15 protein-coding genes are annotated in these 13,423 nt (G+C 44.2%); 8 read left to right on the top strand and 7 right to left on the bottom strand.

The window, feature by feature from the left end; genetic code table 11:
- Positions 1-23: 23 nt before the first annotated feature.
- The 5 genes from V6D42_RS12015 to pgsB form a co-directional block, all read right to left on the bottom strand.
- Positions 24-1,265 (bottom strand): C40 family peptidase, encoded by a 1,242-nt coding sequence (locus tag V6D42_RS12015; protein ID WP_333513371.1) that lies wholly within the window; start codon positions 1,263-1,265, stop codon positions 24-26.
- A gap of 155 nt (positions 1,266-1,420) precedes the next feature.
- A complete protein-coding gene (locus V6D42_RS12020; protein ID WP_326328897.1) occupies positions 1,421-1,588 on the bottom strand; it encodes a hypothetical protein in 168 nt (55 codons plus the stop codon).
- Positions 1,589-1,602: 14 nt separating this feature from the next.
- Positions 1,603-2,745 carry a capsular polyglutamate synthetase PgsA gene (gene pgsA / locus V6D42_RS12025; protein WP_168748903.1) on the bottom strand — a complete coding sequence of 381 codons (1,143 nt, stop codon included), beginning with the start codon at positions 2,743-2,745 and terminating at the stop codon, positions 1,603-1,605.
- A gap of 18 nt (positions 2,746-2,763) precedes the next feature.
- The gene (gene pgsC / locus V6D42_RS12030; RefSeq protein WP_010332116.1) at positions 2,764-3,213 is read right to left on the bottom strand and encodes a poly-gamma-glutamate biosynthesis protein PgsC; all 450 of its coding nucleotides are present in this window, start codon (positions 3,211-3,213) and stop codon (positions 2,764-2,766) included.
- A 14-nt stretch (positions 3,214-3,227) separates the two neighbouring features.
- Positions 3,228-4,409 (bottom strand): poly-gamma-glutamate synthase PgsB, encoded by a 1,182-nt coding sequence (gene pgsB, locus V6D42_RS12035; RefSeq protein ID WP_019715925.1) that lies wholly within the window; start codon positions 4,407-4,409, stop codon positions 3,228-3,230.
- Between the two features lie 797 nt (positions 4,410-5,206).
- Between pgsB and V6D42_RS12040 the strand changes: the two genes are divergently transcribed.
- From V6D42_RS12040 to V6D42_RS12075, 8 genes are all read left to right on the top strand, one after another.
- Positions 5,207-6,196, top strand: a complete 990-nt coding sequence (locus tag V6D42_RS12040) for a LacI family DNA-binding transcriptional regulator (protein WP_333513372.1) — start codon at positions 5,207-5,209, stop codon at positions 6,194-6,196.
- Positions 6,189-7,070 carry a ribokinase gene (rbsK, locus tag V6D42_RS12045; RefSeq protein ID WP_333513373.1) on the top strand — a complete coding sequence of 294 codons (882 nt, stop codon included), beginning with the start codon at positions 6,189-6,191 and terminating at the stop codon, positions 7,068-7,070. Before V6D42_RS12040 ends, rbsK begins: the two co-directional genes overlap by 8 nt.
- On the top strand, positions 7,067-7,462 hold the full coding sequence (gene rbsD, locus V6D42_RS12050) for a D-ribose pyranase (protein WP_010332120.1): 396 nt from the start codon (positions 7,067-7,069) through the stop codon (positions 7,460-7,462). Before rbsK ends, rbsD begins: the two co-directional genes overlap by 4 nt.
- Before the next feature lie 14 nt (positions 7,463-7,476).
- The gene (locus V6D42_RS12055) at positions 7,477-8,958 is read left to right on the top strand and encodes a sugar ABC transporter ATP-binding protein (protein WP_333513374.1); all 1,482 of its coding nucleotides are present in this window, start codon (positions 7,477-7,479) and stop codon (positions 8,956-8,958) included.
- A 1-nt stretch (position 8,959) separates the two neighbouring features.
- Positions 8,960-9,931: a ribose ABC transporter permease RbsC gene (gene rbsC, locus V6D42_RS12060; protein ID WP_333513375.1), complete on the top strand. Its 972-nt coding sequence runs from the start codon at positions 8,960-8,962 to the stop codon at positions 9,929-9,931.
- 11 nt (positions 9,932-9,942) lie between these two features.
- On the top strand, positions 9,943-10,860 hold the full coding sequence (gene rbsB, locus V6D42_RS12065) for a ribose ABC transporter substrate-binding protein RbsB (RefSeq protein WP_333513376.1): 918 nt from the start codon (positions 9,943-9,945) through the stop codon (positions 10,858-10,860).
- A gap of 107 nt (positions 10,861-10,967) precedes the next feature.
- On the top strand, positions 10,968-11,504 hold the full coding sequence (locus V6D42_RS12070) for an SH3 domain-containing protein (RefSeq protein ID WP_333513377.1): 537 nt from the start codon (positions 10,968-10,970) through the stop codon (positions 11,502-11,504).
- Positions 11,505-11,669: 165 nt separating this feature from the next.
- The gene (locus V6D42_RS12075) at positions 11,670-11,966 is read left to right on the top strand and encodes a DUF3892 domain-containing protein (RefSeq protein ID WP_333513378.1); all 297 of its coding nucleotides are present in this window, start codon (positions 11,670-11,672) and stop codon (positions 11,964-11,966) included.
- 42 nt (positions 11,967-12,008) lie between these two features.
- Here the strand turns inward: V6D42_RS12075 and V6D42_RS12080 are convergent, their stop codons facing one another.
- Together V6D42_RS12080 and budA are read right to left on the bottom strand one after the other, a co-directional pair.
- Positions 12,009-12,536 carry an NAD(P)H-dependent oxidoreductase gene (locus V6D42_RS12080; protein WP_333513379.1) on the bottom strand — a complete coding sequence of 176 codons (528 nt, stop codon included), beginning with the start codon at positions 12,534-12,536 and terminating at the stop codon, positions 12,009-12,011.
- 97 nt (positions 12,537-12,633) lie between these two features.
- A complete protein-coding gene (gene budA / locus V6D42_RS12085; protein ID WP_326129374.1) occupies positions 12,634-13,401 on the bottom strand; it encodes an acetolactate decarboxylase in 768 nt (255 codons plus the stop codon).
- Between the last annotated feature and the right edge of the window lie 22 nt (positions 13,402-13,423).

Below are 13,423 nucleotides of genomic sequence, written 5' to 3' on the forward strand. Positions count from 1 at the left end.
TCCAGAGAAACTGGAGTCTTTTTTTATTGCACCCGAATACCTCCCGCGTATTTATCTTTCCAATACGTGCTCGTATTCATATTCGTAATGGTTACACCATTTGTTAATGTGACATGAACGACTTGCCCATTTCCGATATAGATGGCCGGGTTTAAGCTTGTTGATTGGAAAAAGACAATGTCGCCAGGTTTCAGATCAGCCTTATCAACCTTTGTTCCCGCTTTATATTGGCCAGTCGCGTATCGGGGCAGTGAAATGCCTGCCGCTTTCTGGTAAACATATTGGATAAAGCCAGAAGTATCAAATCCTGTTTCCGGAGAAACCCCGCCCTTTTTGTAAGGAACTTCCCCAATATAAAGCGTCGCCTTCGACACAATCGGATTTTCTTTCGGAATCGTCAGGTTGTTAAAGCGGCGAATGCCTGTCATCTTAGATTTCCAATAATCCTCTGATAAGTAGGAAATGGTCACTTTTTCTGACCTGCTCGCCTGAATAAATCTTCCTCCGCCAGCATAAATCCCGGCATGTGAAATTCCTTTTTTGTACGTGTTGCTGAAATAGACGACATCGCCGGGCTTTATGTTCTGTGGCGCCACCTTCTCGCCCACTGCCCACTGCTGCTCTGCTGATCTCGGCAGATATATGCCAAGCGCCTGTTTAAAGACATATTGCACAAGCCCTGAGCAATCAAAGCCCTCTGACGGTGTGCTTCCGCCAAAGACATACGGAATGCCGAGGTATTTTTCGGCCTCCTGCACAACAGAGACATCAGCAGTTGCCGGATCGGCGGCAATTCGTTTCGCCCCAATGTAAGAGCCGCTCCAATAGCTGCTTTTTTCGTAATTTGTGACAATAACACCTTTTGATAGCGTGCTGTGAATCATTTGCCCGTCTCCAATGTAAAGAGCGACGTGTGTCGGTGCAGTCCCGCTGCTTCCCGCTTTTTTGAAAAATAAAATATCACCCGGCTTTAGATCTGCCGGTTTTACTGCTGTCCCGACTTTTGACTGGTCGTTCACCGATCTCGGCAGATGAATATCAGCTTGACCGAAAACATATTGAATCAATCCAGACGAATCGAAGCCTTCTTTCGGTGTTTCACCGCCGTATTTATACTTATACCCAAGCCATTTCTTTGCTTCACTGATGACCAGATCAAATTTTGTATCAGCCTCCGCAATATCCGCTTTTGTCATAATAGGAACCAACAAACAAATCATAACGGCCACAAGCAAAAACTTCTTCCAGTTTGCCAGTGTGTTCACTTTTATTATCTCCTCCTCTATTTGCAGTTTTAACATCGGTATTTTTCTAGATATGTTAAGAGACTTTTTCATATTTTCACAGAATGAATATGCTGGCTTTCGAAATGGCAAATAAAAAAAGAGAATGTCTCGAAAGACATTCTCTTTTTTTTGTGTTATTTAGCGGCGTTTGCCGTTTCTTCCTGCTGTTGAATTTTATGAATTTCCGTATTGATCTTCTGCTTTTCCTGATCAGTCAGCTGATCGTTGAATTTGAAAGCTGACATAAACATAAACACGACTGCAACGGCAACAAACGGCCAGATGGCTTTGACAAATTTCATCTTATATCACTCCATTATTTAGAATTTAGTTTGTCACTGTGATCGACATCAAAAGTCAGTTTTCCGTCTTCTACTTCCCATGCAAAATTAGAGTCTTTCGTCAGTTCGCGAATAATTGTTTTCTGTTTCAGACTGCCTTTTTTAACAGGGGCTGGTGTCGCTTCATGGATATCAATCGGCGTTACCTCAAAGTGTCCCGTTCCATTTTTCTTTAAATGATACTGCACCAGCGCACTGTCTCTAGTTCTTGTCCAGCCTTGGTCAAACACAAAGTTCCCCAGACTGTAGAAAATGACGGTGCCGTTATAGACTTCGATCGGTTCAAGGACGTGCGGGTGATGGCCGACGATAATATCAGCACCTGCATCAGACATAGCTCTTGCCAATTGGCGCTGGCGGTCATTCGGATCATTATCATACTCTTGACCCCAGTGTGACTGTACAACTACGACATCCGCATGTTTTTTCGCTTCTGAAATCATTGGGATAAAGATTTCCGGATCTGCGGGAAGTACGCCCGGTGTATTCTTTTTAGCCGCAAAACCTTTGCCGGATACATCCGTGAATCCAAGGGTTGCGATTGTTACCCCATTTACTTCTTGGTATGAGATATTCTTTTTCGCATCGCTCAAGCTGTATCCAGCCCCAACGATATCGAGGTTATGTTTTGAAAACTCTTCAAGTGTATCTTTCATACCCTGTGCGCCGTAATCCATGGCGTGGTTATTCGCGCTGTTAAGGACCGTGAAGTTCATATCCTTCAGGACTTTTACTGATTCCTTGTTTGTCTGCAGATGAATTTCTTTTTCTGCTTGCTTATAGTTCTTTTTATAGGTTACCGGGTTCTCAAAGTTTCCGGCTACGTAGTCTGATGCTTTAAAGATAGGCTCAACGTATTGAAAAATACTGCTTACCCCTTTTTGTTCCGTTACTCTTTCAACATAGCGCCCCATCATAATATCGCCTACAAATGAGGCTGAAAGAACGTCATCTGAATAGGTTTTAACCTTTGGCGTCTCTGCTTTGCCTGCCCACATAAAAGCAAACATGAGGACAAAAACGATCGGAATCGCGATAAATACGTGCTTATTGGTTTTCTTTTTCTGCTGTTTTGTCAGCTTCAATAGCTTTTCATGAAAGCTCAGTTCTTTTTTCATCGTTTGACACACCTTACATTAAATTAAGTAGTAAACAAACATGATAGCAAAGGTCGCTCCGCTCAATAGCAGCGTGCTTCCGAACGTAATCGTTAATCCTTGTTTCTGAATGGTATTGGCAATTAAACCCGGTACGATAATGCCGATTCCTCGAAATTCTGCGATTTCAAATGGTACAATCGGGTATAGAAAATCAAAGGCAATTTTCAGGACGATCCCTGTAATCAGCATAGCAGCGAATTTTCTGCGTCCATACAAAATCATAAACTTGGATAATCCGAATTTCACAATGACATAGGTGAGCAAGCTGACTAACAATACGAGTAAAATAAAGACCGGCTGATTAAACACAAGTCCTAAATATCCCGGTACAACAAGCCCTGCCGGCACAATCCCTGTTTTTTCCGCAAAAATTAAACTGAGTAGTACACCTAAAATTAGTGCAATGTATAAATCTGATCCGAACATGTCTGCATTTCCTCCTAGCTTACGAGCTGCTTAACCTTGTATTCGTGGATTTTTTCAATTAATGGCTCTGCGGCACCATGAATGTTGCCGACGCCATATATGACACGGTTGTGCATTCTTTTCTTTAACAATTCCATAATTTCTTCCGTCGATTTGTACTCTAGATCATGCAGTTTGTCTGCAGGAATTTTACCTTCTTCATATGCTTTTACAATTGGTTCTGTTGTTTCACCGATTAAGATCAGTTCACTTGCTTCAATATAAGGCAATACGTCATTTGCGAATTGCTGTGTCCGATCCACACGGTCTGCGCGGCAGTTCATAATGATGATCGGATCATCGGTCGGGTAACCGATTTCTTTTACACGTTTCCATATATTCAAAGTAGAAGAAGCGTCGTTTGCGGCAAACCCATTAACAAAGTGCCCAGGCTCGCTCGGACTGATCAGCGGTAGAATTCTCATTGCTCCCGGATCTGGCGGCGCATTCAGCATTCCTTTAAACGCTGTTTCTTCATCAATGCCGAGTGCTTGAGCCACACCCAGTGCGAGAGAAGCGTTATCAGGGAATACCATATATTCAAATTTACGAAGATATTCATCAGTAATTTTCGAGTTATCAGCAATGATGACTTTTGTGTTTCGCTCTTTGGCTTTTTGTTTAAAGAACTCAGTATATTCACTATCAGTAATAACAAGATGGCCATTATAAGGAATAGTAGCCGTAAACGCTTCTGCAATTTCATCAAGCGTCGGCCCCATAACATCCATATGATCTTCCAGCACGTTTACGATGACGCCGATATTGGCTTGAAGAAGTTCTTCCTGAAAGATAATTTGATAGTCCGGATTAACGGCCATACATTCACTGACGAGGGCGTTGGCTCCTCTTTCTACCGTTTCTCTCATGACTTCTTTTTGTTCGCCAATATTGGGTCCTTGGGGTTTCCGTTTAATTGGCTTTTCCTCCGGTGTATCCCAATAGATCATTCTTGCGTCCGTTCCTGTCGTTTTTCCGACAGTTTTGTAACCGGCTTCTATTAATATTCCGGTTGTCAGCCTTGTCACAGTGGACTTTCCTCGGATGCCGTTAATATTCACTCGAACAGGGAGGGCATCAATGTTTTTCTGATGTCGCCGTTTTTCTAATATTCCGATGACCAGTATGACAGCACAGGCTATAATGAGTAACCACATTGCTTATCGACATCTCCTTCTATATTGTTGTAAATTCATTCATCAGTATATAGAATCACTATGAATTCTCAATCGGCATTATGTAACATAATCTTCCCTAATCTACTGAGCCAAACTTCTCTTTTGAAAGAGATTTTATACCCACAAGCCGTTTTCTTTTTTTGGAAATTGACAGGACTTACATCTTATCGATTTTTTTAACACCAAAAAGGAATGCGCTTTCATTTACCAAATGATTTCCTTCTAGACGTTTAGTCACACCTTGAATGTTCAGTTTAATATGCATTTCAAATCAATCTTTTTTCCAGCCCGGTATATCGGGCTTTTGCTGATACAATGCGTGTTTCCGGTTCTTATGAACACAAAATTATATTTGCTTGTTTCTTAAGGATAAGGTCATAATGTCATCCTTTCTGCACGGAATAGACAATATTAGGCCCATTCCAAATTGACTACTGGCCCCGGCAATAAAAACGGCAATCAAACAGGTCCAGGTTCTCTAACATAATTAAACATTTTCTGGGCGGATAGTCTTTTCTGTTTTATCCTATTTACAGGTCTAAACGCATGACTTTGAAACAATTTTAATAAAACTTAATATTCGTTCATGAAAAGTTCATCCAGATTTGTGAAGACTTTGTCAAAAAAAGCGTGATTATCTTTAAATTCTCATATTTATACACCATTTACAGTTCGGTTTGCTATATCGCCATGGTTGGTTTTTTTCTTATTGCCAATAACGAATTGTCATGATAATCTATCTATGTAAACGGTTACACAAATAAGGAGGAGCTGTGTTGGCTACAATTAAAGATGTCGCGGGAGCCGCGGGCGTCTCGGTTGCAACGGTCTCCCGCGTCCTGAATGACAACGGCTATGTACATGAAGAAACGAGGACACGTGTGATGGCCGCCATGGAGAAGCTGAACTATTATCCGAATGAAGTCGCCAGGTCTCTTTATAAAAGAGAATCCAGGCTGATCGGGCTTTTGCTTCCGGATATTACGAACCCTTTCTTCCCCCAGCTTGCCCGCGGCGCGGAGGATGAATTGAACCGGGAAGGCTATCGGCTTATTTTTGGCAACAGTGACGAGGAATTAAATAAAGAACTTGAATACCTTCAAACCTTTAAACAAAATCATGTCGCAGGCATTATTGCTGCAACAAATTATCCTCATCTTGAAGAATACAGCGGGATTGATCAGCCAGTCGTTTTCCTGGACAGAACACCTGAAGGCGCTCCTTCAGTATCCAGTGACGGACATACCGGGGGGAAATTAGCAGCAGAAGCAATCGTTCATGGAAAAAGCAAACACATTACGCTCCTGAAGGGTCCTGCTCACCTGCCGACTGCACAAGACCGCTTTCACGGCGCTTTAGAGGTATTACAGCAGGCTGGTGTGGATTTTCAGATCATCGAGACAGCGTCCTTTTCTTTTAAGGATGCACAAGCACTGGCAAAGGAGCTGTTTGCCATATATCCTGAGACAGACGGGATAATTGCCAGTAATGATATTCAAGCAGCGGCTGTTTTGCATGAAGCTTTGCGTCGCGAAAAAAAAGTGCCTGAGGATATTCAAATTATCGGCTACGATGACATTCCCCAAAGCGAGCTGCTGTTTCCGCCGCTGTCAACAATTAAACAGCCGGCATATGACATGGGTAAAGAAGCGGCTAAACTGCTTTTGAGCATCATAAAAAAACAGCCGTTCGCAGAAACGGCGATTCAAATGCCCGTCATGTATATAAGAAGAAATACGACAAGAAAGGAAGAAAAGGATGCGTAATATTTGTGTGATTGGAAGCTGTTCTATGGATTTGGTGGTCACCTCAGACAAACGCCCAAACGCGGGCGAAACTGTACTGGGTACTTCATTTCAAACTGTGCCGGGCGGTAAAGGGGCGAATCAGGCTGTTGCCGCTGCCAGACTTGGCGCAAATGTTTTTATGATTGGCAAGGTCGGTGACGATCATTATGGAACAGCCATCATGAATAATTTAAAAGCAAACGGTGTTCACACCGACTATATGGAACCGGTTACACATAAAGAGAGCGGCACCGCCCACATCGTGCTTGCCGAAGGTGATAACAGCATCGTCGTCGTTAAAGGCGCAAATGAAGAGATCACCCCATCTTATGCGATAGACGCACTCGAAAAGCTTGAAAATATCGATATGGTCCTGATTCAGCAGGAAATCCCGGAAGAAACAGTTGATGAGGTGTGCAGATACTGCCATTCTCACGACATCCCGATCATGCTTAACCCGGCACCGGCCCGCCCGCTAAAGCAGGAAACCATTGACCACGCCACCTATCTTACGCCGAATGAACATGAGGCGGAGATCTTATTCCCGGAGCTGACGGTTTCTGAAGCATTGGCGCTTTATCCGGCGAAGCTCTTTATCACTGAAGGCAAACAAGGCGTGCGCTATTCAGCCGGCAGCAAAGAGCGGATCATCCCTTCCTTCCCTGTTGAGCCTGTCGATACGACCGGAGCAGGTGATACGTTTAACGCGGCTCTTGCAGTGGCTCTGGCGGAGGGAAAAGATATTGAAGCTGCATTACGGTTCGCAAACCGCGCCGCTTCCCTATCTGTATGTTCTTTCGGTGCTCAAGGCGGAATGCCATCAAGAAAAGAAGTAGAGGAGCTGCTGTCATGAAAAAACATGGTATTTTGAACAGTCATCTTGCCAAGCTATTGGCTGACCTTGGCCATACTGACAAAATTGTAATCGCTGATGCAGGGCTGCCCGTTCCTGACAGCGTTCTGAAAATCGATCTCTCACTGAAGCCGGGTTTTCCGGCTTTCCGGGATGTAGCCGCAGTGCTGGCAGATGAAATGGCGGTTGAAAAGGTGATAGTCGCATCCGAAATAAAGGTATCCAATCCAGAGAATGCGAGTTTTATAGAAACCCTTTTTTCTGAAGAGGCAGTCGACTGCCTTCCCCACGAGGAATTTAAGGAGCTGACCAAAGAAGCTAAAGCTGTCATACGAACAGGAGAATTCACACCATACGCCAACTGCATCCTGCAGGCGGGCGTGCTTTTCTAGAAAGGAGGATCGATATGCAAATCGAAATGAATGACATTCATAAAGCATTCGCGAAAAACCAAGTGCTTTCAGGTGTATCCTTCCAGCTCAAGCCTGGCGAAGTTCATGCATTGATGGGAGAAAACGGCGCCGGCAAGTCCACCCTGATGAACATTCTGACTGGTCTGCACAAACTGGACAAAGGACGGATCACCATAAATGACAACGAGACGTATTTCTCCAACCCAAAGGAAGCTGAGCAGCACGGAATCGCCTTCATCCATCAGGAACTGAATATTTGGCCGGACATGTCCGTTCTTGAGAATCTATTTATCGGTAAAGAAATGTCAACGAAATTTGGTATTTTACAAACAAGTAAAATGAAAGCGCTAGCAAAAGAGCAATTTGATAAACTATCCGTCTCTCTTTCTCTTGATCAAGAAGCGGGTGAATGCTCCGTCGGACAGCAGCAGATGATTGAAATTGCAAAAGCGCTCATGACTAATGCGGAGGTGATCATAATGGATGAACCTACCGCGGCTTTGACTGAACGGGAAATCAGCAAGCTGTTTGACGTCATTACGGCCTTAAAAAAGAACGGAGTTTCCATTGTATACATTTCACATCGAATGGAAGAAATTTTCACGATTTGCGACAGAATCACCATCATGCGTGACGGTAAAACGGTCGATACAACAAACATTTCAGAAACCAATTTTGCCGAGGTCGTGAAAAAAATGGTCGGACGTGAGCTGACGGAACGATACCCTAAACGCGTCCCTTCACTCGGAGACAAAATATTCGAGGTGAAAAACGCCTCCTCAAAAGGGCGCTTTGAAGATATCAGCTTTTATGTCCGTTCCGGTGAAATTGTCGGCGTTTCCGGTTTAATGGGAGCCGGACGTACAGAAATGATGAGAGGGCTGTTCGGCATTGACCGGCTCGATTCGGGTGAAATTTGGATTGCAGGAAAAAAGACTGCTATTAAAAATCCGTATGATGCTGTAAAAAAAGGGCTTGGCTTCATTACGGAAAACCGCAAAGATGAGGGATTGCTGCTCGACACATCTATTCGTGAAAATATTGCGCTGCCCAATTTGGCCAGTTTTTCTCCAAAGGGCATCATTGATTACAAGCGGGAAGCAGAGTTTGTAGACCTTCTCATAAAACGCCTGACCATCAAAACGGCTTCACCGGAAACGCACGCGCGCCATTTGTCCGGCGGCAACCAGCAAAAGGTCGTGATTGCAAAATGGATCGGCATCGGCCCAAAAGTGCTCATATTGGATGAGCCGACAAGAGGCGTGGATGTAGGTGCGAAACGGGAAATTTATACGCTGATGAATGAGCTCACTGACCGCGGTGTCGGCATCATTATGGTGTCATCAGAGCTGCCGGAAATACTCGGGATGAGTGACAGAATCATCGTTGTTCATGAAGGCAGAATCAGCGGAGACATCGAAGCGCGTGAAGCGACACAAGAACGAATTATGACACTTGCCACGGGAGGGCGGTAACATGAAAACGGAACAACTGAAGCAATCAGAAAAAAAACAGATTCACTTCGATGGCGTCATGCAGAAGCTCGGCCCGTTTCTCGGTTTATTTATTCTCGTTATGATTGTATCGATTTTAAATTCGAGCTTCCTTGAGCCTCTAAATATTTTAAACCTGCTACGGCAGGTGGCAATTAACGGATTGATCGCATTCGGCATGACCTTCGTTATTTTAACTGGGGGCATTGATCTTTCTGTCGGGGCTATTCTCGCCCTGTCCAGCGCCTTAGTCGCGGGTATGATTGTATCTGGTGTCGACCCGATTCTCGCCGTCATCATAGGCTGTCTGATTGGCGCTCTTCTCGGGATGATTAACGGATTGTTAATCACAAAAGGGAAAATGGCCCCTTTTATCGCGACGCTTGCGACCATGACTGTCTTCCGCGGACTTACTCTTGTGTATACAGACGGAAACCCGATCACAGGGCTTGGCACTAACTATGCCTTTCAGCTGTTCGGCCGCGGTTATTTCTTGGGAATCCCAGTACCTGCAATTACAATGGTTCTCGCCTTTGTTATCCTTTGGGTGCTGCTACACAAAACGCCGTTCGGGCGCCGAACATACGCAATTGGCGGCAATGAAAAAGCGGCACTCATTTCAGGCATAAAAGTCACACGTGTAAAAGTCATGATTTATGCTTTAGCCGGTCTATTATCCGCCCTTGCCGGCGCGATTTTGACTTCCCGTCTCCACTCAGCACAGCCGACAGCTGGAGAATCATATGAACTGGATGCCATCGCGGCGGTTGTCTTAGGCGGAACGAGTCTATCCGGGGGCCGCGGGCGCATTATCGGAACGTTAATCGGGGTGCTGATCATCGGCACACTCAATAACGGACTCAACCTGCTTGGCGTCTCATCATTTTATCAGCTGGTTGTTAAAGGAATTGTCATTTTAATCGCGGTATTATTAGACCGCAAAAAGTCAGCATAGGAGGGTTTTACATGAAAAAGGCTGTATCCGTCATTTTGGCACTGTCACTGTTTGTATTGAGCGCCTGTTCACTTGAGCCTCCCCAATGGGCGAAGCCGTCAAACTCAGATAATAAAAAGGAATTTACCATCGGCTTGTCGATCTCAACGCTTAATAATCCCTTTTTTGTCTCTTTAAAAAAGGGAATTGAAAAAGAAGCGGAAAAGCGCGGAATGAAGGTCATCATCGTCGATGCACAAAATGATTCCTCCAAGCAGACAAGTGATGTGGAGGACTTAATTCTGCAAGGCGTTGATGCCTTGTTAATCAATCCAACTGATTCTTCGGCTATTTCAACGGCAGTAGAGTCTGCAAATTCGATTGGTGTGCCTGTCGTCTCCATCGATCGGTCCGCTGAACAAGGCAAAGTAGAAACCCTCGTGGCTTCAGACAATGTAAAAGGCGGAGAAATGGCTGCAGAGTTCATCGCAGACAAGCTTGGAAAAGGTGCTAAGGTGGCAGAGCTTGAAGGCGTTCCGGGTGCCTCCGCTACACGGGAACGCGGTTCAGGCTTTCACAAAATCGCGGATCAAAAGCTGGCCGTTGTCACAAAACAAGCAGCTGACTTTGACCGCACTAAAGGCCTGACTGTCATGGAAAACCTGCTCCAAGGACACCCGGATATCCAAGCGGTTTTCGCTCATAATGATGAAATGGCGCTTGGAGCTCTCGAAGCGATTAACAGCTCCGGTAAAAATATTTTAGTCATCGGTTTTGACGGAAATAAGGATGCGATTTCTTCGATTCAAGACGGTAAGCTCTCAGCCACTGTCGCTCAGCAGCCTGAATTGATCGGTAAACTGGCAACGGAAGCAGCGGATCAGATTTTACATGGAAAGAAAGTAAAGAAAACAATATCAGCGCCGCTTAAGCTGGAAACGAAAAAATAATGAAAGGATCAGATCTTTATCTGATCCTTTTTTATGTTTAGCAACCGGCCAAAACGTGAAAGGGATAATAGAAATGATTATTTCTCTTATGTGAGGAGAGGAACGCAATGTACAAATCCACGAAAATACTGTCTACACTTGCACTTGCAGCTGGAATAACTGCCGCTTCTGCTGGCGGCGCAAACACAATTCAAGCACAACAGCCAGTAACAAACGTAAGCATTGATGATTTATACAGCTACCCGATTGATTCATACTTGGTTTCAGCAGAGGCTCTGAATGTCAGAACAAAGGCCTCCGCTTCAAGCTCTAAAGCCGATACACTTCATCTGGGCGACAGCTTAAAGCTCATTTCGTTTTCAAACGCTGATTGGGCAAAGGTTCATTACAAAAACGGAAAGACAGGCTTTGTCTCCACTCATTACATTGTAAAGGCAGCAACGACGGTAAAAACCAAAACAAAAACGAAAGCATATACATCTGCTGAAGGAAAAAGCATCAAGACACTCCCGGCTAACACAAGCGTATCTTTTTTAGGCTGGAGTAAAACAAAAAAAGGCGGCTTTGACTTTGATTGGGTCTATGTAGATTACGGCGGTAAGACAGGTTATATCAAAACAAAGGACCTGCAAATGACAAAATAACCAAAAGGGATTCCGTTTACAGAACGGAATCCCTTTTTTCTTCGCTAATTATGGATTGAATTGTCGCATTCAAAATATTTCTCAGGAAATATTGTCGTATGCCATGTCGAAACCTATACATGATCAACAGCATTTTTGTTTACGTTAAGAGATGGAGGTGGAAAAATGGATCAATTTGAAGCTGCATATGACTCGTATAAATCCAAACAAACAACTATCGATCAGCCAGTTGATACGTCCGGAAAAGAAGAAATTATCGCGGTCAGAAGAAATGAGGAAGACAATATTATCGCGGTGAAAACGAACACAGGAAGAGAACTGGACTATCCCACTGCGCTATCAGAAGCAAAAGCTGGGAAGCTCGCTCATGTTGATGTATTTCATAAATACGGTCGTGACATTTTACGAAGTGAGCCAGACGGCATAAAGGATAACAACCTATCTGAATTACCCGATTTTTAATAGAGAAAGCCCTGTCCCACACCGGACAGGGCATTTTTCTTTTTAAGAAAAAGGCTGCTGGATATAATCCGCTAACCGTTTTGCACTGATTGCAATATCCTCAGCATTTGCGTATTTCACACCATAAAACACATATGGCGGGAGATATGTCATGCCAATCAGATTGCTTGTCGCCTGAAACGGCTTCAGGAGTTCACTGATCGAATAATGGTTCCCTCCGCCTGCCTGATACTTTTCTGCTTCGCTTCCTGTGGAAACAGCCAGCATCAGCTCCTTGCCATGCAGAGCTTTCCCTTCTGACCCGAAGGCCCAGCCGTATGTCAGCACAAGATCCTGCCATTTTTTAAGAAGCGGCGGAGAGCTGTACCAATAAAGCGGAAATTGGAAAACAATCCGATCGTATTGCTCGCACAGCTGCTGCTCTTTGGCAACATCGATGTCTTCATCCGGATATTCCTTATAAAGCTCCCGTACAGTGATATTGTCATGTTTACTTAATTCCTCTACCCACGCCTTATTGACGACTGAGGTATCCATTTGCGGATGAACAGCCAAAACCAGTACTTTCAAGGAGACCCACACCTTTATCGTTTTAATGTTATTTTAACTAAAATCAGGTAAAGTGCCAAATAAAAAGAAAGCCCTGCACAAGTGCGGGCTTTCTTTTTTATTCCGGGCTTCCTTCAGTGGTTTCGATATCTTTGGCGAAATCCGGGTTATCCAGATTGGCATTAAAGAAATCGGCTGTATTTGGAAGTCTGAGATTCATGTTCATTTTTTGAGAAATCGTCACCGTGCAATCCTCAAGCACATAATCAAAGACGTGTCCGCCTGAATTTCGTCCTTCGTCAATGAAGTGCAGGTGATAGCCCGAAACAGCGATTCCGTTCGCATAAGCAGGAGTCAAGAAACCAACGATTGTCCCTCTGATGTTGTCAAAGTTGAAAATCGGCTGTGTTTTGACCGCCTCAACCATTGGGACATAAGGTTTTTCTTGCAGTTCTACCGTTCTTGTCTGCACTTTTTTAAACAATCCATCAATACGGATGGCATAAAATAGGTTTTTACTTGGCAGAATGCTATTGATTTCTTTTTCAAATTCTTCACGTGTCATTTTCGCATCAATTTTGTGCGTCATGTCCGGTGTAAAGAACGTAAATGAGCAGAACGGAGAGCGGTCTCCGCTTTGCACCGGTGTCGCAGTGCCGTCGGAACGAAGACGGTAAAATTCGCCGTCAAACCCAATCAGCTCTCCATCAAGCTTGTTAAAGGTTCCGATACCGAAGTCACCGTATTTCGGAATATCTGACAGTTCAAAATCGCCGTCATATACTCCGTCTAAAAGAGAAGTCATTGTTGATACTTGATAAATTTGGCTCACGGGCTGTTCTTTTTTGCCGCGGCTCAGCATTTGAATATTGCTTTCGTGTTTCATATTCCCTTCACTCCTTTAGTAA

This window comes from Bacillus sp. 0909A (assembly GCF_036765115.1).
Taxonomy (GTDB): Bacteria; Bacillota; Bacilli; order Bacillales; family Bacillaceae; genus Bacillus; species Bacillus mojavensis.

What these genes read in the sequence shown, in the direction of transcription:
- pgsA (WP_168748903.1), bottom strand. Translation starts at nt 2,745, where the DNA reads ATGAAAAAAGAACTGAGCTTTCATGAAAAGCTATTGAAGCTGACAAAA.
- rbsC (WP_333513375.1), top strand. Translation starts at nt 8,960, where the DNA reads ATGAAAACGGAACAACTGAAGCAATCAGAAAAAAAACAGATTCACTTC.
- pgsB (WP_019715925.1), bottom strand. Translation starts at nt 4,409, where the DNA reads ATGTGGTTACTCATTATAGCCTGTGCTGTCATACTGGTCATCGGAATA.
- rbsD (WP_010332120.1), top strand. Translation starts at nt 7,067, where the DNA reads ATGAAAAAACATGGTATTTTGAACAGTCATCTTGCCAAGCTATTGGCT.
- budA (WP_326129374.1), bottom strand. Translation starts at nt 13,401, where the DNA reads ATGAAACACGAAAGCAATATTCAAATGCTGAGCCGCGGCAAAAAAGAA.
- V6D42_RS12075 (WP_333513378.1), top strand. Translation starts at nt 11,670, where the DNA reads ATGGATCAATTTGAAGCTGCATATGACTCGTATAAATCCAAACAAACA.
- rbsB (WP_333513376.1), top strand. Translation starts at nt 9,943, where the DNA reads ATGAAAAAGGCTGTATCCGTCATTTTGGCACTGTCACTGTTTGTATTG.
- V6D42_RS12020 (WP_326328897.1), bottom strand. Translation starts at nt 1,588, where the DNA reads ATGAAATTTGTCAAAGCCATCTGGCCGTTTGTTGCCGTTGCAGTCGTG.
- pgsC (WP_010332116.1), bottom strand. Translation starts at nt 3,213, where the DNA reads ATGTTCGGATCAGATTTATACATTGCACTAATTTTAGGTGTACTACTC.
- V6D42_RS12055 (WP_333513374.1), top strand. Translation starts at nt 7,477, where the DNA reads ATGCAAATCGAAATGAATGACATTCATAAAGCATTCGCGAAAAACCAA.
- V6D42_RS12070 (WP_333513377.1), top strand. Translation starts at nt 10,968, where the DNA reads ATGTACAAATCCACGAAAATACTGTCTACACTTGCACTTGCAGCTGGA.
- rbsK (WP_333513373.1), top strand. Translation starts at nt 6,189, where the DNA reads ATGCGTAATATTTGTGTGATTGGAAGCTGTTCTATGGATTTGGTGGTC.